This window comes from Paenibacillus sp. HJGM_3, assembly GCF_045062745.1.
In the GTDB taxonomy this organism is placed as follows: Bacteria; Bacillota; Bacilli; order Paenibacillales; family NBRC-103111; genus Paenibacillus_AA.
Genome location: NZ_JBJGED010000019.1, coordinates 134,888 through 155,666, shown reverse-complemented (window position 1 = coordinate 155,666; position 20,779 = coordinate 134,888). Strand labels below are relative to the sequence as shown.

The following is a 20,779-nucleotide window of genomic DNA, read 5'->3' as shown; positions in this document are numbered from 1 at the left end:
TCTCCAAGCGGCGGGAAATATGGGCAGATAGAATTTTTTCCTGACGGTACATATTTGGATCGCGATTATTTAACAGAGGAAGACTATACGGGTGTTTTTGGAACCTATACATTGGATAATAACGGACGGCTGACTGTCTCGGCGACGAGGGGCTTTGAAAAGAGAAACGGTGCACTGAAGCAAGTGCCTATTAGCGACACCATGGCTTATTCAGTAGTAGTCGAAGGCAATAGACTAGAACTTTCGGATGGAAGTAACGCCAACAATAACACCATTAGGGCTACCCGATCCAAATGAAAAACAACTGCCCTGATCCGGCAGTTGTTCTCCTTGCTTCCTCTACTCCGCATGGTCGATCGGAATCGGCTTGCCGCTCCACGCCTTCTTGGCCGTCCACTCGGCCTCGCCTTGCCAGAACGGGTCGTCGGCCGGCAGCGCCAGTGGCAGGAACACCGTGGAGCAGAGATACAGGCTCCCGGTCGAGATGTACGTCTCGCCGACATCCGGCTGGTGGCCGCACAGCCCGATCGTGAGCCAGCCGCCGTCGTCGAAGGTGCCGGGCATCTCGATCGTCCGGCGGATGACCGCCGTCAGCGCACCGCGCACTTGCGCCGGCTCGACGTGAGCCGGCAGCTCGCGGCGCAGTGCGATCTGGCTCAGCAGCTGGAACGCGCCGAACCGGTACGCGAGCGACCGCCCGATGACCGGGAACGTCCCCTCCGGCGAGATCGAGCGCTCCTGGATAGCCGCGTACCGGCGTGCCCGGTGCAGCACAGGCTCGCGAAGGCGGCCCCAATCCGCGTAATGTTCGCCCATCGCTTCCACAATATCGATCAGCATCGGCTGAATGACGAAGCTGTTGTAATAATCGGCATGATACTCCGGCCCGTCGCCATACGTCCCGTCGCCCAAGTACCACTGCTCGTGCTGCTTCAGCGCATAGTCGATCCGCATCGGATCCCAGTCCGTCTCTCCCATCCGATAGAGCGCCGTCTCCACCATGGCCGCGAACAGCAGCCAGTTATTGAAGAACGGCTTGCGCGAGCGGGACAGCTTAAGCGCCTGGATGAGATTCCGCTTCACGCGGGGCTCCAGCTTGCTCCACAACGCATTCGGCGCCCGCACAACCGCATGGGCGAGGAACGCGGCATCAACGATCGGCTGGAACCCTTCCGAGAAATTCATGTAATCCGGCGAAGCCGGATCGGTTCCCGCATCGATCGCTTCCCGGGCGAGGCGGGCGAACAGGGCGCGCAGCTTGCCCTCCTCCTCGTCCTCCTGTCCATGCTCCAGCCAAGGGGCGAGCCCGGCGAGCAGCCGTCCCAACGCTTCCAGGTACGTATATGAGAACCGATCCTCCTGCTTGCGCTCTACGGGCATGACGGCCTTCAATTGCCGGGAGGCGAGCGCTTGAAGCACCGGGTTGGCGATGCGGAACAGGACGTCCAGCCAGTACGTTCGATCCATTTCCGCTTGCCCACTCTGCCGTTGCGGTTGCGAATTCGTCTGCGTCATGATGCTGATCCCTCCAATCGAATGCTGCAAGCGCCCCACGACTGCTCGTCCCACAACAGCTCCAGTCGATCCCCATCGGCTAGGGCGCCGACACCCTCGGGCGTCCCGGTGAACAGCACGTCGCCGGGACCGAGTCCATAATGACGGGCCGTGAAGTCGACGAGTGTCTGCAGATCGAAGATCATGTTCTTAACATTGCCGCGCTGCGCTTCGATTCCATTCTTGCGAAGCGTGAAATCCGCCTGCTGCAGTGCCGCCACACCCGGGAACGGACGAAACGCCGTCAGAGGCGCGGAATGGAGGAAGCCTTTGGCCGCGAGCCAAGGATACCCCTTCTTCTTCAGGGTATCCTGCACATCGCGGAGCGTTAAGTCGAGCCCGAGCGCATATTGGTCGACCATCTCGTCGACCCGGATGCCGGACTCATAGGGGCGCGCTATGTGCACCACAAGCTCCGCTTCATAATGGACGCTGCCCTGTGCTCCTGGGAGGACGATATGTCTGCCGTCCATCTCGACCAAGGCGTGCGTAGGTTTGCCGAACAGCATCGGCTGCTCCGGCACCGCATTGCCCATCTCGGCGGCATGGGCCCTATAGTTCCGTCCAACGCAATAGACATTGCGAGTCTGCTTCAGCATATGATGGAGGTCTCCTTCTGTATATCCGTCTAAGGGGTTGGTTTCGTAGTTGGTTTCTCAGTTGGTTTCGGCGACGCCGAGCTCTGGGCGCCCGGTCGGGATCGAATCGATCCGTCCTTGTCTACTGTAGCGCCGAACGAGATATTCGACAACCGCTCGAACAGCTTCAGATTATCCGGCTCGAGCATGTAGTCCGGGAGCGCCCATTTGTTCCAAACCGGCACGAGACCCAGCTCGCAAGCCCCCTGCTTCGTGCAGGACGCCTGCAGAATGCCCGATTCCCAAGTCTTTGGCGCATCCGCCCGGGTCGTGAACAGGAAGTTGCCGGTGCTGTACGCAATCCACTTGCCGTTGTACGACTCGAAGCCTTGCAGCACGTGCGGATGGCCGCCGACGATCAGGTCCGCCCCGGCATCGATATATTTCTTGGCAAACTCCCGCTGGTAGCTCTCCGGCATATCGTTGCGCTCGATGCCCCAATGGGTGATGACGACGACCAAGTCCGCCTTCGCCTTCGCTTGCTTGATCGTCTCGATCGGCAGCGTCAAGGCGTACGTGTCGGCGACTCCTGGCCGGTCGCGTCCGTCCTTATCCTTGCCGACCTTCCAATCGGCATTCTCTACGACGCGGCTGAAGCCGAGGAACGCGACCTTGATCCCCTTTTTCTCCACAATGACCGGCTGGAACGCCTCCGCCACATTGCGGCCGGCCCCGACATGCTGAATACCGGCCTTGTCCAGATGGTCGAACGTGTCGAGCAGCCCTTCGATCCCGTAGTCCAGAATATGGTTGTTGGCCATATTGACCAGGTCGAATCCGGCTTCCTTGAACGCGGGAAGCGCCTCGGCCGGGGAACGGTACACGAAATCTTTTTTCTGCGGCGTGCCTCGGCTCGTAATCGGCGTTTCCAGGTTGGCGACCGTTACATCGGCGTTTTGCAAGTGGGACTTCACATTGCGATACGGATAGTCGAAGCCTTCCCTGCGCAACACCGTCTCAACCGTACTCGCGAAAATCACGTCTCCGACGAACGCGAGTTTGACCCGCGAATCGTCGTCCGGCTTGGCCGTTCCGCCCGTACCCGGCGTATGTGTCGCGCCTGGTGCGGGAACCGCCGTCCCGCCGGACGACGGCGATTGCGACGGCATCGGCGTCGGCGTACCTGGCTTGGCGGTCGCCTCCGGAGTTCCGGTCGGCTTCGGCGTCGCCGTACTTGCCGCTCCGCCCCCGGGGTCCCCGCTAGGTTCCGGCGGCTCCGTAGCGGTCGAGCCGCGCCCGCCTCCTATGGCCCATACCGTCAGGCCGATGACCGCCACGAGCAGCACCGCGGCCAGCGGCAGCACCAGGTCGCGGGTTTTGAATGTAAGGCGGGGCTTGCTTTTCTTATGTCGTTCCGAACGCGATTCTCTCATTAGCGACTCCTTATACGCACCATTTCATTCCTCATTATAGCAGATTTGCGGCCATTGCGGTCCGCCCCCGCTACAAAACGAGGCATAATCCTTCCGGCCGCTCGTGCTAGAATGGATGGAGGAGAGGAGCGATTGACCCATGAAAGGAAGAAAAGGCTGGCTCGGCTACACGCCGGCCAGCGTTGAACGGTATATTAGTGTACTGGAGACGGAACGGCTGCTGCTGGAGGAGCGGAATGAGACGAAGCGGCAGGAATACGAGGCAGCGCTGCTGCCTTCGAGACGCGCCGTAGAGAGAAGCCGGCAGGAGCTCCGGCAGCTCGAGCAGCTCGAAGCCCGGCTGACCGAGTGGGTCTCGCGGAACGAGTCGCTATGAGACGGCTGAAGACTACTCTATGGGGTTTGCACCGTGCCTCGGTTCGCCAGCGGATCGATCGGCTCGAGCAGGAGCTCTTGCGGCAGCTCGAACGGGCGGAGCGCATCGACGCCGAGCATGAGGCGACCCGCCGGTCTCTCGCCGCCGAATATGAGCGGGTGCAGTGGAAGGTGGAGCAGAAGAAGGCTAACATCGACCGGCTCATTGTGCGCAAGATGGAGCTGATGGCCGAGCAGGACGCCGCCTCCGGGAACGCCGTCACTCGCCCCGGCACAGGCGTCTTAGCGTCTCCACGACCAACTCGCGCTCCCGCTCCTGTACTCTCGCGCCTAATGTCTCCACCGTATCGCCGGGCAGCACGGGTACTTCGCTTTGGGCCACGATCGGCCCCTCATCGTAAGCTTCCTCGACCAAGTGAACGGTAACTCCGGTTACCGGCTCCCCTGCCTGCAACACCGCCGTGTGCACGTGATGGCCATACATTCCTTGGCCCCCAAATTTCGGCAGCAACGACGGATGCGTATTGACCACCTTGCCGCGGTAATGGGCGAGCGTGGCTGGCCCGAGCTTTTTCATGTACCCGGCGAGGAAGATCCAATCGGCGTGCGTGGCGATGAGCGTCCCGAGGATCGCCCGGTCGAGCTCCACGGGATCCGGATACGCGACGGAGCTGAGATGGTACGCCCGAATGCCGGCCTGACGGGCCCGCTCCAGCGCATACGACCCGGAGTTGTTGCTGATGACTGCACATACGTGCACATCCAGACGGCCCTCGCGGCAAGCATCGAGGATCGCTTGCACATTCGAACCGTTATGGGAAGCGAACAGCGCCAAATTCGGTTTACGCATTTCCGGCCCTGGCCTTCCCATTCATAATCTCGGCAGCGTGCTCGTAGCATTCCGCCAGCTGTTCTTTCGTCACCCGTGCCGGATTGTGCTCGAATGTGAGGTGAAACCGGTCGTTGCGACGGGACAAGTACTCGAGATACCTCGGCGCGTCGCCATAGTCCGGTAGCTCCGCGTGCTCCGGCAGCACCGGCAGATGGCGGTCCATCGCATCCGGCCCATACTTCACATTGCTGTAGTGCACTAGGTAGACGAACGGAGCGACCGCATCCATGTAAGCATAGGGGTCGAAGCCGGGGAAAACCCGTCGATGGACATCGAACCGCTGCAAATCCACAACAAGCCCGATGTCTCTATACTGCCGGAACAGTTCGGCGATCCATCCCATCTCGTAATCTCCGAAAAAATCGTACTCCAACACTATGCGCTGACCGGTACGCGCCTGCAGCTCGCCGATGCGCTCGAACGCTCTCTCTGTATATTCCTGGAACGGGCTGTCTCTCCAATGATCCATGGAATAGTGCTCGAACTGAGGGAGACGCCGCATGTAAGCTTCGTCCTGCAGGCTCGGAAAGATCGAAGGATACGGATAATGCAGGAGCAAATAGTTCGCCCCGAACCGCCTCGCGACCGCTGCTTCCTCCGCGAGCCGCGCGAATCCCGCTTCGCGATCCGCCGCTTCCAAGGAGGTGATGGCCGGCAGCGAATACCCTTGTCCGCCCAGCACAGGCGTATGGATGCCGTAGCCGAGCCCCTTCGCCTCCACGAATGCATGCAGCTCTTCCATCTGCTCCAGGCTTCGGAATTGCGACACTTCGAGTCCTGTTATCCGCTCCGTAGTGTAAGCTTCCCAATGCGCCGGGTCCAACCCGTTCCACATGCCCATTTGCAATCTTCGGTTCAATGTGCTTCCCCTCTCTCATCTCTCTGAAAGTCAATATGAACTCAGATTAGCACAAATTGGGGGACTTTCCTCCTCTTTTTGTGGCTATTCCCGGATGCGCTTGCGGACTGCGTCTACGGCGGCGACCTTCCTCTCCGCGATCCGGCTCATCCATTCCCGGCTCGCCCGATCGTATTCGTCCCGCCGTTCGGACGGGGACATGGCCGCGAGGTTGATCTCGACCGTGAGCAGCGCCGATTCTGCGGCCGCCTCGAACAAGACCGCTCCGATGCCTAGATCGGAGATCACGTTCTTGTTCGCGTACGGGGCGAGCTCACAGGCGATGCCAAGCGCCTCCGCACATGCCTCCATCAGCCGGAGCGGGATGGCGACGGCTTCGTGCGACGCCTCCTCGATCGCGTGCCGTCGAGCCGCCTTCTGCTCGTCGGTATCCTTCGCCAGCCGGATCGCCGCCATGTACCGCTCGAAGGAGACGATGTCCGCCTCGAGCAGATCCTCGCACATCGTGGACATCTCGCGCAGCCGGGCCAAGACGGACTCGACCTCGTCCGCCACATCGGCATACTTCGCGCCCTTGGTGAAATTAGCCGCCATGGAAGCCATCGCCGCACCGAGCGCCCCGACGAGCGCGGCGACGCTGCCGCCGCCCGGCGTAGGCTTCGCAGCCCCGGCTTCCTCCAGAAATTCCTTGATCGTGCTGTCCCACGCCGGCTTGCGGCCGGCTTCCTGATCGTTCGTGCTCATAGATGTCCCTCCTTCTGTCCCGCTGCCCGCTGCAGCTCGTAAGCCTTGTAGACGTTGTCGAACAGCAGCGCCGTTGTAAGCGTCCCGATCCCGCCCGGCGTCGGAGTGAATGCCGCGGCCATCGCGCCGGCGTCCGGATCGACATCGCCCGCGATCGTACCGTCGGGCCGCTCGTTCATCCCGGCATCGATTAGGACGAGCTCCGGATGTATCATGCCGCTCGTCACGAGACCGCCGAACCCGACCGCCACGAAGGCGATCTCGGCATGGGCGAGATGCTGCTTCAGGTCGCGGGTGCGGGAATGGCATACGGTGACGGTCGCCTGCTCCCGCTGCAGCAGGTGGAACAGCGGCATCCCGACCGTCTTCCCGCGCCCGACGAGCGTCACGTTGCTGCCGGAGAGCGAGTAGCCGTAGTGTTTGGCGAGGCGAATGCACGCTTGCGGCGTAGCGGGGACGAGTCCCGGCGCGCCTGTGAGCAGCGCGAGCTTGCTCGCCGGCGTCACGCCGTCCACGTCCTTCAGAGGCTCGATCGCCTCGGTAATCCGGCTCGTGGACAGATGCTTCGGCAGCGGCAGCTCCAGCATGATGCCATGCACGGCCGGATCGGCATTGAGCCCTGCGATGCAAGCGAGCAAGTCCGCCTCCGTGCAGTCGGCGGCAAATTCATATAGGCGGAACCCGATTCCGATCCGTTCCGCCACCTTGCGCTTCGCCTGCACGTAGTAGGCCGACGCCGGGTCCCCCGTCACCGTTACGACCGCGAGCTGCAAGGCTTCGCCGTCCGCCCGGAGCGTCTCCGTCCGCTGCGCCAGCTCCGCGTACACTTCGTCCGCAACCGGCTTGCCCTTCAACAGTTTGCTCATCTTTTTCGTCTCCTTCCACATTGAAAAACAAAAAACATTCGGCGCTGATCCATCGGACGAGACCAAACTCTCCCCGCAATCGATCAATTCCAAATGCTTCACCCAGGCGAACGGCATATATGACAATCCGGGCTCCCTCGTGGTGCTCCACGCTCGCCAGTTACCCGAACCGGACAGTCAAGCTCCGTGTGCCGGCACGCGGAACTTTCAAGGCGCGAAGGCGGTCAACGGAGGGCTGATACTTGCATCTTACCAAATGGTTTATGTGTTTGTCCAAACAAAGTGATATAATATTGCAATATTAGGAGGGAGTCCAAATGGGAAATTGGAAAGCGAATTTGGCGGTCCTCTGGTTCGGCCAATTCCTCGTCATGGGCGGCATGACGATGGTCATTCCGTTCTTGCCGCTATTCATCCAGGAGCTCGGGATCACCGAGCCGCACAAGGTGTCGATGTGGGCGGGCGTCATCTTCGCCGGGAACTTCATTACGTCGTTCTTCTTCCAGCCGCTGTGGGGGAAGCTCGCCGACCGGTACGGCCGCAAAATGATGCTGCTTCGTTCCGGCTTCGGCATGGCGATCGTGATGACGCTCATGGGCTTCTCGGGCAACGTGTGGCACCTGCTCCTGCTCCGCGTCCTGAACGGCACGATCTCCGGGTATGTGCCCGCCGCGACGGCCCTGATGTCCGCCACCACACCGAAGAGCCGCATGGGCTTCGCCATGGGTACGCTGCAGTCCGGCGGCGTGGCGGGTACCATCCTCGGCCCGCTGATCGGCGGCCTGCTCGCGGAGTGGATCGGCTTCCGCCCGATCTTTTACATCACCGGCTCCTTGTTGTTCATCGCATCGCTCCTGGCCTTGTTCATCGTGAAGGAATCGTTCAACGCCAAGGAAGCGGCGAAGAAGCCGAGCGTCTCCGTGGTGGAAGGGTTCAAGACGCTGGGACGCATTCCCCAGCTGCCCGCGCTATTCACCGTGACGGTGCTCATCCAGTTCGCAATGCTCAGCTCGATGCCGCTCATGCCGATCTTCGTGCAGGAGCTGCATGGACCCGGGGCTTACCTGGCGTTCTATGCCGGTCTCGTCGGCTCGATCACCGGCTTCTCGAACATGATCGCCTCGCCGCTGCTCGGCCGCTTGGGGGATCGGATCGGCCAGTCCAAAATATTGATGATTTCGCTGATCGGAGCCGGGCTGCTCTTCATCCCGCAGGCGCTCGTGCACAACATATGGCAGCTGTTCACGATCCGGTTCATCCTCGGGATGTTCATGGGCGGGCTGTTGCCTTCGGTCAACGCGCTGATTCGCAAGTACACGCCGGACGGGATGGAGAGCCGCGCTTACGGATTCAACAGCAGCTTCCTCTCCCTCGGCAACATGATCGGCCCTGTAGTCGGCGGATTCTTGTCCGGATTCATCGGCATCCGAGGCATCTTCTACATCGCGAGCGCGCTCTTGATGCTGAACGCCGTCTGGGTGTGGAAGACGCTGATTCGCCTAAGGGTGCTGGCCCCGAAACCGGACACGTTGCCCGAACCGCGTCCTGAGCCAAAGCCCGCTAAATGACAATAACCTGATCGGCGTTTGGGCCGATCAGGTTATTTGTCGTTCGGGCTGCTAGCTCTGATAGGTGAGTGCCATCCGCCCCATCTGTTCCCACGCTACGATGAACGACGACTTGGGCACCTTTTGCGCCTGGATGTTCTCGAACGGGTTGTTCACATACACTGACTCCTCATCGAATCCGACAAGCAGCACGCAATGCTCCTGGAATGTCGCCGATACCTCCTTGCCTTCCGGCGTCTTCCATGTCGTCCAGGCATCGCTCTGCTCGAACGAGGCTATATTCCAGATGACGACCGGCTTCCCGTCAGTCACCGCACGCTCGATCTCGCTGAAGTCAAGACCTGTTAGGTCGAGCGAGCCAGGTGTGTACACTTGCTCGAGCAGATGCGCGAGCGGCTTCACATAGACGGCGTAGCCCAGTTCGTTCCCATAAATATCGCCGACGAACCCGATGTCGGGATCTCCCCATACGGCGATATTGCCGTCCTCGTCGAACTCCGGCGATGTCTCGTCCTTCGGCAGCATCGACGCCAGGTCGAGCTTGTCGATCGGCTGCTGGAGGTAGGCGAGCAGCATCGCGAGACTCGTAATCTCGCAGCCGTTGTACAGCTCCGGCAGCTGGCTGATGAGGGGAACGTCGATCCAATGGAGGGTGTCCGGCACAGCATCTTCGGCCGCGCCGACGGCCTCGGTGCTCGCTTCCGGCTCGGAGACCGGCGGCTCATCGGCAGTCTGGATGAGCGGCGATTCCGCAGCGATTGACACGCTTTCCAGCGGAACATGGTCAGGCTCGGCTCCGCTTAACGGCAGCCAAGTGAGCAAGACGAACATCCCCGTGAACGCTGCGATTTTCCGGTGCATCCGACTCCCTCCTCTATTAAGCCTAGTATAGCATATCCGCTGCTTGTGCAGGCTTATCCGAGGTAGGGGGCGTGTGAATTTATCCTTGCTGCTCTTCGTCGGCGTCGGATTCCACGAACCGTTTGAGGGCCGCCATCTTGTTCTCCCAGTAGCGCTCGTAAAAGGCGAGCCAGCGCTTCAGCTCCTGCAGAGGTTCGGTCTCGAGTCGATACCGCGTCTCGCGGCCCACCTTCCGTTCCTTCACGAGTCCCGCCTCCGCCAAAATACGCAAATGCTTGGACACCGCGGTCCGGCTCATCGGGTAATGTCCGCTGATGGCATTCACGGGCATTTCCTGATCGACCAAGAGCCGGATCAAGCTGCGGCGCGTAGGATCGGCAATCGCTTGGAACACGTCATGCTTCGGTGCGGTTGACGCCATCTCAGCCCTCGATGTACTCACGGAGCTTGTTGCCAATGCCGCTCCAGCCTTGGGACATGCGCTCGCGAACGACGGCGTGGGTTTCTCCGAATTCGGTCACTTGGTCGGCGTGCCATCCGGAGTGAATAAGCGTGAACTCCGTCTTCCCTCCTTGGTCAACGAGCTCGAAGGTGAGGGTCCAGTCTTTGCCCCAATTGAAAGAAAGCTTGTTCGGGGGATCGAGTACGGTTACTTTGCATGGCGAATCGCCGAACGGACCGGCCTTCAGCACGAATTCGAACCCTTCGACAGGCTCGAACGTATTGGGCATAAACCAGGCGGCGATGCCCTCGGACGTCGCGACGGCCTTCCATACTTTGTCGATCGGCGCTCTAAGCACTACAGATTGGCGAATATCGGGCAGTGTTGTTTGGTTGTTGGACATCATTTACGGGCCTCCAGTATCGGAATTTTTGATTGGAAACCTTTTGGTTTCGCTTTTATTATAGGAAACCTTTTGGTTTCCTGTCAACAAAAAAATTAACAAAAAAGCGCGCTTTGAAGATATTTATAGGCATCTTTATCGAACTCAATTGAGTAAGTCATCAATCACGTCCTCAAGTTTTACGACGTCTCCACGGGCGAAAGCTTCTCTAGCTTTTTTATTGCATCCTCTGAAATTCGTGTGCCGATCTTATTTTTCCGCAAAACCAAATAATTCCCCTAACACAGTGTGCCCGTGAAATCGCCAAAGAAACCATGAAAAAAGTACGGGAAGCCATAAGTCTCAACTATTTTGCTGAATATCAGATAAACAAGGCAAAACGCGAAAAAAGTACCGTATATTATGCAGGACTTTGAAGTTATATGTCGAAAAATAGGCTATTGGTAGGAAAACGTCATTTCTTAAATTGGATCAATGGGAGGAGATTTGCAAATTTATTCCGAAAACTTCATACCGGATGATAGGCAATGTCTTGAATCGCTGTTGGCTCCATTTAGTAATGAAGCTTCCTGCTACACATTACTTAAGGAGGAGAAACATGAACCGTTACGGAAAGTTTGCCGCAGCGAGAAAAGCATTGGCTATCACCTTAGCCTTATGCCTGATCCTATCTTCATTCGGCGTTGCATTCGCGGCGGACGAACTGAACGACGTCAACGGGCATTGGGCGGAAAAGCAGCTCAAAGCCTGGATTGACAAAGGGTACATCCAGGGCTACGCGGACGGTACGGTTAAACCGGACAATTCGATCACACGCGCGGAGTTCATGACGATCGTCAATCGCTCTTTCGGCTTTAAGGATAAAGCGGAAGTGAAAGCGATAGACGTTGACCCGAAAAACTGGGACTACGAGCAAGTGGCGATCGCCCTGAAGGCGGGCTACATCAGCGGTTACGAGGATGGCTCGATGAAGCCGGGGGACAACGTAACGCGTCAAGAGATAGCGGTCATGCTGGCCAGCCTGCTGAAGCTCGATACGGGCAAAGCGGGTGATTTGAGCAAGTTCAAGGACGCGTCGAAGCTTCCGGAATGGAGCAAAAACGCGGTAGGAGCCGTTGTGGGCAAAGGCATTTTCGACGGCTACGAGGACGGAACGCTCGGTTACGAGAAAAACATCACCCGTGCCGAAGCGATTGTGACGCTGGATCGCGCAATGGGCGGCGGCTATGCGGCTACATACGACAAAGCGGGTACATACGGACCGGCTACCGGCAACCAGACGCTCGAAGGCAACGTGCTCGTCAACGCAGGCGGCATTACGCTGCAGAACGTGACGGTGACCGGTAACCTGACGATCGGCGAAGGCGTTGGCGAAGGCGATGTAAACCTGATCAACAGCGTGGTCAAAGGCGAAACGTTCGTAAACGGCGGCGGCGCGAACTCGATTCACTTCAATGACTCCGTTTTATTTAAGATCGTCGTCGACAAGAAAACTGGCGAAGTGCGTATCGTGGCAGAAGGCAAAACGACTGTCAAGCAGGTCGACGTGCAGTCCAACGCGAAGATCGACAACTCGAACGCGACTAATGGCGGTTTCAACAACGTTAGTCTGACGGATAAGCTTCCGTCTGGCTCGAAGGTATCCATGCTCGGTAACTTCGATAACGTCGATGTCAACGCGAAAGGGGTCTCTATCGATGTTCCGAACGGTTCGATCAAGAAGTTGTCGACAACCGACAAAGCCGGCGACACACAGCTGAACCTCGGCAAAGACGCGAAGATTACCGACCTTATCTTGAAGTCCGTGCTGAAGGTTACCGGCGAAGGCAAAATCGAAAAGGCTACGATCAACAAAGGTGCGGAAGGTACTAAGTTTGAAAAGCAGCCTGATTCGACGGTTAATAGCGATGGGACAACGACTGGCGGCGGCGGAACTTCTTCGAACGACGATCCGCCGGTGGCGAGCATTAAAGGCATTACCGCAACAAACGGCTCCATTGTTGTAGAAATGACGGCGGTTCCTCCGGTGGGTATTTCGATCGGCAATTTCACCGTTACGAAGCAAATCAACGACGGTGCGGCTGCATCGGTAACGCCGACGGCTCTAACTGAGGATCGTGCGAATCGTAAAGTGACGCTGACTGTTCCGGCGATCAATCAGACTGCGGTCGAGCAAGTCGTGAAGTACAGCGTAACTTATAAGAATAAGACGGAAACGGGTACGTTCACAATTTCGGCTTCTGCCGGGAATAATGCGCCGGTCGCGTTGACTGTAACTACTCAATCCTTGACAGTCGGCGGTATGCCTGTTGCTTTGACAGGTTCCCAATTAGCCGCAGATGCTGATGGAGACTCGCTGGTCGTAAATAGCGCAACCGCATCTCCGACTGGTGTTGTTGTTAGCCCAAGCGTATTGTCCGGAGTACTGTACTTGTATCCGGTGGCTGTAGGCAATGCGACTGTTACGGCGATCGTGTACGACGGTAAAGGTGGAAGTGTCGATGTGACATTCGGAGTAATTGTATCCGGAGGATCTTCGTCTCCAACGGTAACCGGGCTGGTGTATAGCTCGAGTGTTTCGGTAACAGGAGCGACGTATCAGCTGTCGCTGTCTGCAACGCTCATCGATATGACAACGGTTGATGTAACTGCATTTGCAACTGGTTGGAGCAGCTCGAACACAAGCATTGCAACCGTATCTTCCACTGGTTTGCTGACGCCTCTCCAAACAGGCAGTACAGTTGTAACGGCGACTTACGGAGGTTTCACTGCGGCATATAACGTTAGCGTTGTATTACCGTCCGGCAGTTTGTCCGTGATAGCGGCACTGTCATCGCCTAATAACAGCGTTACCCTGAATGTGTATGGATTGAATTGGGATAGCGGCAACAACAGAATTGAAATCGAGAATGACGATTCCAACGCTTATCTGGTCGTCAAGTTCAGCGATAACATCGTATCCGACTTGTCAGGTGTAACCGTAAGCGGTATTCCGCGCAGCGGAAACAGATGGTTATCCGTGCATGAACAAGTCTACTTGGTGATCGGTCACGATACTCTGACGAACGGAACCAGTTACCCAATCAGCATCACCGGTTTAAGAAAAACGGTAAGCGGTGTGACGTACTCGGTGGACACGGTCACGTTCGACGTATACAAGAAACCATAAGTTTTCATTTTCGAGTCAAATCCCTTCATCGGGGTTTGACTCCTTTTCTGTCTTTGTCGAAAATTTAGTAGTATGATGTCGTGGAGGTGCTGCCGATGAAAGAGAACAAATTGGCGCTGCTGCTTATTCCGGTTTTGCTGGCCGCCGGCATATGGAGCTATTACGCCATCAGGGTGCCCGAGCTGCCGGAGGATGCGGGCTCCTGTTACGCCAAGTCGCTCAGATGGATGGAACAAAACGATACGGCAAAGGCCAAACAAGAGCTGGAGCGGTGCAAAACGGACTACCCGGAGGACGGGAAGTTCGACTTTCAGCTCGGGAATATCGCCCGCAAGCAAAATCAGATGGGACAGGCGTTATCCCATTATGAAGAAGCGGTCCGCAAATCGCCGCAGCTGGCGGAGGCATATAACAATATCGCGGCGATCCACATGCTCGAAAACAAAATAGACGAAGCGAAGAACGCCATTGACGAAGGACTTAAGCATATGCCCGAATATAAAGATTTGAAATTCAAAAAAGGGCAAATCCACTTTATTAAGCAGGAGTACCCGCAAGCGATCACTTTGCTGGAGCCGCTTCTTAACGATCCGGAGTTTGTCGAGGCGTACCGGTTTGTCGGGATAGCACAGCTCAAGCTGAACCGGAGGGAAGAAGCGTTGGCCAACCTACAGCAATACGTGCAAAAAGCGGCTCCGGGGTCGCCGGGACTTGCAGACGCCGAAAAGATGGTCGATGAACTTACTTCAGCCTCAAAATGATGCAGCCTGCACGCTTTTAGATACGTTCCCGCCACTCCTCAGGCAAAAGCTGCCGATATTTCGGCTGAAAATACCGGTCGTCCACGAGCACCAGGATGCCGCGGTCGCTCTCGGATCGGATCAGCCGTCCTCCGGCCTGCAGCACCTTGTTCATGCCCGGATAGACATAGGCATAGTCATAGCCGTTCTTCCCGATCGCGCTGAAATAGTCCCGGATGACGTTCCGCTCGAGCCCCAGCTGAGGCAGGCCGACCCCGACGACCACAACGCCCGTCAGCCGATCCCCGACCAGATCGATGCCTTCGGAGAAAATCCCGCCCATCACGGCAAAGGCGGCCAGCGTCGTCTCATTCTCCGCGTCGAACGCCGAGAGGAACTGCTCCCGCTCCGCTTCCGACATCTCGTTCGTCTGTAGTAGAGAAGTCACCTCACGCTGAAGGTCCGCTTCCTCCTTCGCCGCTTCGAACACCGCATAAACATCGTTCATATAAGCGTAAGACGGGAAGAAGAACAAATAATTGCCGGGCCGTTCCTGGACAAGGCTCAGCAGCAGCCGGGCGAGCGGCTCCCGGGTCCGCTCCCGGTCCTGATAGCGGGTCGACAGCGGCTCCATCCGCACTGTCAGCTGCTCTTTGGCGAACGGAGTCGGCAGCGAGAGGGTATAGTCCTCCGCCTCGGCCCCCAGCATGTCCCGGTAATAGCCGCCGGGAGTCAGTGTAGCGGAGAAATAAATATGCGCCCGGTAACCCTTTCCCGCCTGCTGCAGCAAGTAGGACGGATCTAGGCAGAACAGCTTCACCGTTACGTCGTTACGGTTCGTCTCCGTATAGGTCACATAGCGCTCATCATACAGTTTCACTACCCGCAGGAAAGCCTGTGCACCATAATACGTGTCCAGCAGTTGAGCGGTCCCCTCATCCGGACCGGAAGCCGCGAGATGCTTCTCCGCCTGTACGATGAACGCTTCCAGCCGCTCGGTCAACTCAGAAGGCAGCTCCTGATCCACCTGCGGCTCATCCCCCAACCGCTTGCGGACGGCCAACAGATGGTCGTTCACGTCCTTTGCCGCCCGAGACAGCGAGGGATCCGCCGCCTTGTACGCCCGCTGCAGCGCCAGATAATCCGACTTCCTCACCGCGGCGGAAAACATCTCCCGGCCCCGGTCGACGAGATTGTGCGCCTCGTCGATCAGGAGTGCCGTCATCTTCTTCTGCTCGCCATACTGGCGCTTCAGGGAGATGCGGGGGTCGAACACGTAGTTGTAGTCGCAGATGACGGCATCGGCCGCGTAGGCCAAGTCGAGCGACATCTCGAACGGGCACACCCGATGCTTGCGCGCATAGCGCTCGATCACAGGCCGTGTCAGCAGCGTTTCCTGCGACAAGGTGTCGAGGATCGCCTCATTGATTCGATCATAATAGCCGTCTGCGTAAGGGCAATCCTCCTTGTTGCAGCTGACCGTTTCCTGGAAGCAGATTTTTTCCTTAGCCGTGAGCGTAACCGTATGCAGATGAAGACCTCGCGCCATCATCCGCCCGAAAGCTTCCTCTGCGACCGTCCTCGCGATTGTTTTCGCCGTCAAATAAAAGATGCGCTGCAGGAGCCCGTTCCCTATTGCCTTCACCGCAGGGAACGTGGTCGAGATCGTCTTGCCGATGCCGGTCGGCGCCTTGGCGAACAGCTTCTTGCCTTCCTCGATCGTCCGGTATACGGCTCCCGCCAGCTTGCGTTGTCCGGCCCGGTAGCCCTCAAACGGAAACTCCAGCTGCGCGATGCTCGCGTCCCGCTTCCGTTGGTGCGAGACGAGCAGCCGGGCGTACGGCGCATAGCGTGCCGCCAGCTCCAGCACGAACCGCTCCAGATCGCGGAACTCGGTATCTTGGACGAACCTCCTCTGCTCGCCCGTCTCCACGTGAACGTAAGTTAGCATGACCTGCAGCCGTTCGGAGGGATGCGACAGCCCGATCATATAAGCATAGCACTTCGCCTGAGCCCAGTGAACCGGATACGACATCTCCTCCAGCTCCGACAGCTCCCTGGCCGTCGACTTAATCTCCTCGATGACGAGCACGCCGTCCCTCCGCAGCAGCCCGTCGCAGCGGCCGTCCATGAGGAGCGAGAGTCCCTCATCGAGCGGAATCTCCGCGGAGAGGTACACTTCCTTCCGATCCTCCTCGCCATACTGCCGCTGGATGTTCTGATGCGCCTTCGTCCCTTCGATCAGCGAGCTAGTAGAGCGATAGCCGGATTCGATGCTGCCGCTGCGGTACACGTATTCTACTAAATGCCGGACGGCAGCCTGGACCTGAACGACGTGCATCACGCGAAATCTCCCATCGCAGAACGTTTGTTCTCTCGATTATACCATACGGTGTCGGCTTACGCTCGTCCGGTCTCCAAAGGGGTCATCCATTAAGCAGGGTTCACCGGTGCGTAAGCTCTTCGTACCAGCTTCGCAACTCCAGCTCCAACCGGTTAGCAAGCTCCGGATGAATGTCTTTCAGATTGATCCGTTCGCCGGGATCGGCTTCCAGATCGGAGAGATGCACGGCATCCGGCTGACTGCGGGAAAAGTCGAGCTTGCCGTTCAACACAAGCTTCCATTTCCCTTCGCGGACGGCCAGTTGATCGCCGTATTCCCAGAATAGGCGGCTGTGCGGCGTCGGAGCGCCTGCCGTGACCATCGGCACGACGCTCAGGCCGTCGATTTCACCGGCCGAAGGAACCGGAAAACCGGCCAAGTCGAGAATCGTCGGCGTAATGTCGGCCATGATGCCGACTTCATCGCACACCTGCCCTTTCGGGATACGGCGCGGGTAGCTGAGAATGGCCGGCTCGCGAATGCCGCCGTCGAAGAGGCTGGCCTTGTGACCGCGGAAGATGCCGGCACTGCCGCCGTAATAGACATCCTCAGTGCCGTCCAGGAAATTCCGGGATTCGGAGGACGGGCCGTTGTCGCTCGAGAAGAAAATGACCGTGTCCTCATACAGATCCGCGCGCTTAAGCGCAGCGGCAATTTCACCTACGCCGTCATCGACGGCCGAAATCATCGCCGCCATCACTTGACGGTCCCAAGGCAAATGTTTGTACCGCTCCATGTATTTCTCCGGCGCATGCATCGGATAATGCGGCGCGTTATAAGCGACATACAGGAAGAACGGCTCTTCCTTGTGCGTCTGGATATAATCGACGGTCTTCTCGGTGATCAGTTCGGTCATATAACGGCCGTTGCTCCAGACTTCCTTGCCATTGTGCCACAAATCGTGGACCGGGTTCACATTCGGCAATCCCCAATAAAAGATATGGGAGTAATAGTCGATACAGCCGGCCATGAACCCGAAAAACTCGTCGAACCCACGTTGGTTCGGTTTCGTTTCGGGCGATGAACCCAGATGCCATTTGCCAAAGCCGGCCGTCCGGTACCCGTGGTCTTTGAAGCGCTGCGCGAGTGTTTTGGAGGCCGGGCTGAGCCCGTTCGTTCCTCGCCGCCCGCCCAGAATATGGTTGACCCCAGTCCTCATCGGATATTGGCCGGTGAGCAGCGAAGCACGTGAAGGCGAGCAGACAGGCGAGTTGGAGTACCAGCTCGTCAATTGAGCCCCATCCGCAGCCAACGCATCGAGGTGCGGCGTCCGAATGGCGTCGGAGCCGAAGCACCCCAGATCCCCGTAGCCCAGATCATCGCAGTAAATGACGATACAGTTCGGTTTTCTCATTGTCGCATACCACCCGTCGAGCAAATATTTACATGGCTTTGTTCCAGCGATCGTAAGCGTCTTGATTGATCTTCAGCATTTCGTCGAGGCCCATTTTTTTGATCGTGCTGACATAGCTGTCCCATTTGTCCAGCGATTCCTGACCGACGATGAACTTCGCCTCCATCTGGTCCACGTACGTTTTGATGTCCGTCTTGATGACGTTCAGCCGCTTCTGCTCCTCGTTCGTGAAATATACGTCCGGGAAGGCCGATTTGGCATAAGGCAGGAGCTCTTTTTCCGTGACGCGGTTCAGGAAGATGTTCACGAAGTTATCCCGTTTGTTGTCGAAGTCTTTCTCCTTAATAAGCGGGATTTGACCGCCTACATCCGGCGTCAGCTTGCCGCGGTATTCCTCCGAGTTGACCCCGGCCGGCGACTCGAACGTCCATTTCGTTTTGCTGTCGTCAAGCCACTTCCAGCTTTTTCCTAGGTAGCCGAGCTTGCTGCCTTCGGACGAGTAGAAATAATCGACCCAGCGGATGGTGGCCTCCGGGTACTTGTTCACATTGGTGATGGCGAACGTGCCACGGCGGATTTTCGAGTTTTTGATCGTCAGCTTCTCGTTGTTGACTGGACTCGTAAGAGGTCCAATCAACATATGCTTCTCGTTGTCCTCCGGCTTAGCCACCTTCAAGACCAGGTCGGGCGACGAGGCGAAGAAGACGCCGATCTGCCCCTGATTGCCCTTGGCGTTCATCTGCTGGCTCGTCTGCACGAACGCCTCGTTATCGAACAGCTTCTCCGCATACAGCTTCCGCATATAGTCGAGGTAAGCTTTGTATTGATCCTGTACCGGATTAAAGCGCACTTTGCCGTCCTTAACCTCGATCTCCCGCCCGAGCAGGCCGAATGCGGGCAACAGATGGCTTTCGAGGCCGGTCAGCTTGGTACCGGACAACGGTATTTCATCCTCCTTGCCGTTCTTGTTCGGGTCGCCCGTCTTGAATTTTTTGAGCAGCTCGTACAGCTCGTCCGTCGTGGTCGGCACCTTCGAGATGCCCAGGTTCGCCATCCAGTCGCCGTTGATCCACATCCGTCCCGTGACATCGGCACGGAGCTGGTCGATCACGAGCGGCAGTGAATAGATATGACCGTCCACCGTTATGATCGACTTCTTGATACTCGGATTGGCTTCGAGCAGCTTCTTGAAGTTCGGCGCGTACTTGTCGATCAGACCTTCCAGGGGAATCAGCTGTCCTTGCTGGCCGAAGGTCACCTCGTCATCCGGCGTCAGGCCGGCGTTGAAGAAGACGTCCGGAAGCTGATGGCTGGCGAATGCCAACCCTTTCGCTTCGGCATAATTCGTGCTGGGCGGCGTGTTGAAATCGAAGGCGATATTCGTCATCGCCTCCATTTCCTTGAACAGCTCCATCTCGTTCCACGGCCCGTGAATGGGCGCTTTGGAGCCCATCATTTTCAGCGTGATCTTGTCGTTCACGATCGGATAGTTTTGCGCGTTGAAATTTTTAGGCTGCGTCGCATCGCCAGCTTCTTTCTTCGCTTCGCTCGGACTGCTCTGGGAGCAGCCGGCGAGAGCCACCGCGCCTGTCAATGCGCTTGCGAGCAGCACGCGCGAGATGTTCCGTTTGTTCATGTTTGAGTCCCCCTACGTATTTTCGTTTACCCTTTTATCGAGCCGATCATGACGCCTTTCACAAAAAAGCGCTGCAAAAACGGGTAGATGACGATGATCGGCAGCGAGGAGATGATCATCACGGCGTATTTGATAATATCCGCAATTCTGGCCTGCTTGGCCATCGCCACCATGTCGTCTCCATTCATCATCATCGAATCGTTCATTTGATTCATGACGAGAATTTCGCGCAAAATCAGCTGCAGCGGATACATATTGCGGTCCTTGATGTAAATGATCGCGTTGAAATAACTGTTCCAATGCCCTACGCCGTAGAATAAGGCCAGAACCGCGATAATCGGCGCGGATAGCGGGATCACGATGCTGATAAACAGCCGCGTATTGCTGCATCCGTCGATTTGCGCGGATTCCTGCAGCTCCTTCGGGAATCCCGTTTGGAAAAAGGTGCGGCAAATAATCAAATTCCACACCCCGACCGCATTCGGCAGCAGCAAAGCCCACACGGTGTTCACCAGGCCCAGCGAGCTGACCAGCAGATACGTCGGAATCAGCCCACCGCCGAAAAACATCGTGAACACGACGATCGCCGTCATGATTCCCCTTCCGGCAAAATCCTTGCGGGACAGCGCATACGCGAACGGAATTGTCAGCAGCAGATTGATCGAGGTGCCCAGAACCGTGTAAAAAATCGTGTTGCGGTAGCCGAGCCATATTTCCGGATTTTGAAACACCCGCTCATAGCCTTCGAGCGTAATCCCTTTCGGAAACAACCACATCTCGCCGCTGTTCACGAAGATCGGGTCGCTAATCGATGCGCTTACGATATAGACTACCGGGTACAGCACGACCAGGAGCACGAAGAGCAGCCCCAGCCGGTTCGCGAGTTCAAACCATTTGTCCGTACGAGCCATTCCTTGCATAG

19 protein-coding genes and 1 riboswitch are annotated in these 20,779 nt (G+C 57.6%); of the genes, 5 read left to right on the top strand and 14 right to left on the bottom strand.

Translation table 11 applies throughout. The features are described from left to right. On the top strand, positions 1-297 hold a 297-nt coding region (locus ACI5FR_RS20750), incomplete at its 5' end, for a hypothetical protein (protein ID WP_405457820.1). Between the two features lie 42 nt (positions 298-339). Here ACI5FR_RS20750 and ACI5FR_RS20745 read toward each other — a convergent pair. From ACI5FR_RS20745 to ACI5FR_RS20735, 3 genes are read right to left on the bottom strand one after another with little or no spacing between them, the layout of a single operon-like run. Next, positions 340-1,515 carry a DUF2264 domain-containing protein gene (locus ACI5FR_RS20745; RefSeq protein ID WP_405457818.1) on the bottom strand — a complete coding sequence of 392 codons (1,176 nt, stop codon included), beginning with the start codon at positions 1,513-1,515 and terminating at the stop codon, positions 340-342. Next, a complete protein-coding gene (locus ACI5FR_RS20740; RefSeq protein ID WP_405457817.1) occupies positions 1,512-2,153 on the bottom strand; it encodes a fumarylacetoacetate hydrolase family protein in 642 nt (213 codons plus the stop codon). The genes ACI5FR_RS20745 and ACI5FR_RS20740 overlap by 4 nt, the downstream gene beginning before the upstream one ends. Positions 2,154-2,182: 29 nt before the next feature. Next, positions 2,183-3,565: a CapA family protein gene (locus ACI5FR_RS20735; protein ID WP_405457814.1), complete on the bottom strand. Its 1,383-nt coding sequence runs from the start codon at positions 3,563-3,565 to the stop codon at positions 2,183-2,185. Between the two features lie 139 nt (positions 3,566-3,704). On the opposite strand from ACI5FR_RS20735, the gene ACI5FR_RS20730 reads away from it, so the two are divergent. Next, positions 3,705-3,941 carry a hypothetical protein gene (locus ACI5FR_RS20730; protein ID WP_405457812.1) on the top strand — a complete coding sequence of 79 codons (237 nt, stop codon included), beginning with the start codon at positions 3,705-3,707 and terminating at the stop codon, positions 3,939-3,941. A 258-nt stretch (positions 3,942-4,199) separates the two neighbouring features. Here the strand turns inward: ACI5FR_RS20730 and purN are convergent, their stop codons facing one another. The 4 genes from purN to ACI5FR_RS20710 all read right to left on the bottom strand — a co-directional run bounded on the left by purN (position 4,200) and on the right by ACI5FR_RS20710 (position 7,301). Next, positions 4,200-4,790 (bottom strand): phosphoribosylglycinamide formyltransferase, encoded by a 591-nt coding sequence (purN, locus tag ACI5FR_RS20725; protein WP_405457811.1) that lies wholly within the window; start codon positions 4,788-4,790, stop codon positions 4,200-4,202. Then, positions 4,783-5,691, bottom strand: coding sequence for a sugar phosphate isomerase/epimerase (locus ACI5FR_RS20720; protein WP_405457810.1), 909 nt, complete (start codon positions 5,689-5,691; stop codon positions 4,783-4,785). The genes purN and ACI5FR_RS20720 overlap by 8 nt, the downstream gene beginning before the upstream one ends. Positions 5,692-5,775: 84 nt before the next feature. After that, a complete protein-coding gene (locus tag ACI5FR_RS20715; RefSeq protein WP_405457809.1) occupies positions 5,776-6,435 on the bottom strand; it encodes a cyclodeaminase/cyclohydrolase family protein in 660 nt (219 codons plus the stop codon). Further along, positions 6,432-7,301 (bottom strand): bifunctional 5,10-methylenetetrahydrofolate dehydrogenase/5,10-methenyltetrahydrofolate cyclohydrolase, encoded by an 870-nt coding sequence (locus tag ACI5FR_RS20710; RefSeq protein ID WP_405457807.1) that lies wholly within the window; start codon positions 7,299-7,301, stop codon positions 6,432-6,434. The genes ACI5FR_RS20715 and ACI5FR_RS20710 overlap by 4 nt, the downstream gene beginning before the upstream one ends. A 93-nt stretch (positions 7,302-7,394) precedes the next feature. Continuing rightward, a riboswitch (ZMP/ZTP riboswitch) is annotated at positions 7,395-7,475 on the bottom strand. A gap of 143 nt (positions 7,476-7,618) precedes the next feature. Between ACI5FR_RS20710 and ACI5FR_RS20705 the strand changes: the two genes are divergently transcribed. Further along, positions 7,619-8,869 carry an MFS transporter gene (locus ACI5FR_RS20705; protein ID WP_405457805.1) on the top strand — a complete coding sequence of 417 codons (1,251 nt, stop codon included), beginning with the start codon at positions 7,619-7,621 and terminating at the stop codon, positions 8,867-8,869. Positions 8,870-8,920: 51 nt separating this feature from the next. Here ACI5FR_RS20705 and ACI5FR_RS20700 read toward each other — a convergent pair whose 3' ends face one another. The 3 genes from ACI5FR_RS20700 to ACI5FR_RS20690 form a co-directional block, all read right to left on the bottom strand. Next, positions 8,921-9,730, bottom strand: a complete 810-nt coding sequence (locus tag ACI5FR_RS20700; protein WP_405457802.1) for a C39 family peptidase — start codon at positions 9,728-9,730, stop codon at positions 8,921-8,923. Between the two features lie 79 nt (positions 9,731-9,809). Then, positions 9,810-10,151 (bottom strand): ArsR/SmtB family transcription factor, encoded by a 342-nt coding sequence (locus ACI5FR_RS20695; RefSeq protein WP_405457800.1) that lies wholly within the window; start codon positions 10,149-10,151, stop codon positions 9,810-9,812. Between the two features lies 1 nt (position 10,152). Continuing rightward, a complete protein-coding gene (locus ACI5FR_RS20690; protein ID WP_405457799.1) occupies positions 10,153-10,578 on the bottom strand; it encodes an SRPBCC family protein in 426 nt (141 codons plus the stop codon). Between the two features lie 595 nt (positions 10,579-11,173). Here ACI5FR_RS20690 and ACI5FR_RS20685 point away from each other — a divergent pair. Together ACI5FR_RS20685 and ACI5FR_RS20680 are read left to right on the top strand one after the other, a co-directional pair. Further along, entirely contained in the window at positions 11,174-13,744 is a 2,571-nt protein-coding gene (locus ACI5FR_RS20685; protein ID WP_405457796.1) for an S-layer homology domain-containing protein, read from the top strand. A gap of 95 nt (positions 13,745-13,839) precedes the next feature. Next, a complete protein-coding gene (locus ACI5FR_RS20680; RefSeq protein ID WP_405457794.1) occupies positions 13,840-14,505 on the top strand; it encodes a tetratricopeptide repeat protein in 666 nt (221 codons plus the stop codon). A gap of 16 nt (positions 14,506-14,521) precedes the next feature. Here ACI5FR_RS20680 and ACI5FR_RS20675 read toward each other — a convergent pair whose 3' ends face one another. The 4 genes from ACI5FR_RS20675 to ACI5FR_RS20660 all read right to left on the bottom strand — a co-directional run bounded on the left by ACI5FR_RS20675 (position 14,522) and on the right by ACI5FR_RS20660 (position 20,777). Next, the gene (locus ACI5FR_RS20675) at positions 14,522-16,825 is read right to left on the bottom strand and encodes an ATP-dependent DNA helicase (protein WP_405457792.1); all 2,304 of its coding nucleotides are present in this window, start codon (positions 16,823-16,825) and stop codon (positions 14,522-14,524) included. 103 nt (positions 16,826-16,928) lie between these two features. Then, positions 16,929-18,221, bottom strand: a complete 1,293-nt coding sequence (locus tag ACI5FR_RS20670; RefSeq protein ID WP_405457789.1) for a sulfatase-like hydrolase/transferase — start codon at positions 18,219-18,221, stop codon at positions 16,929-16,931. A gap of 28 nt (positions 18,222-18,249) precedes the next feature. Next, positions 18,250-19,857, bottom strand: a complete 1,608-nt coding sequence (locus tag ACI5FR_RS20665; protein ID WP_405457788.1) for a type 2 periplasmic-binding domain-containing protein — start codon at positions 19,855-19,857, stop codon at positions 18,250-18,252. A 26-nt stretch (positions 19,858-19,883) separates the two neighbouring features. Continuing rightward, the gene (locus ACI5FR_RS20660) at positions 19,884-20,777 is read right to left on the bottom strand and encodes a carbohydrate ABC transporter permease (protein ID WP_405457785.1); all 894 of its coding nucleotides are present in this window, start codon (positions 20,775-20,777) and stop codon (positions 19,884-19,886) included. Positions 20,778-20,779: the final 2 nt, after the last annotated feature.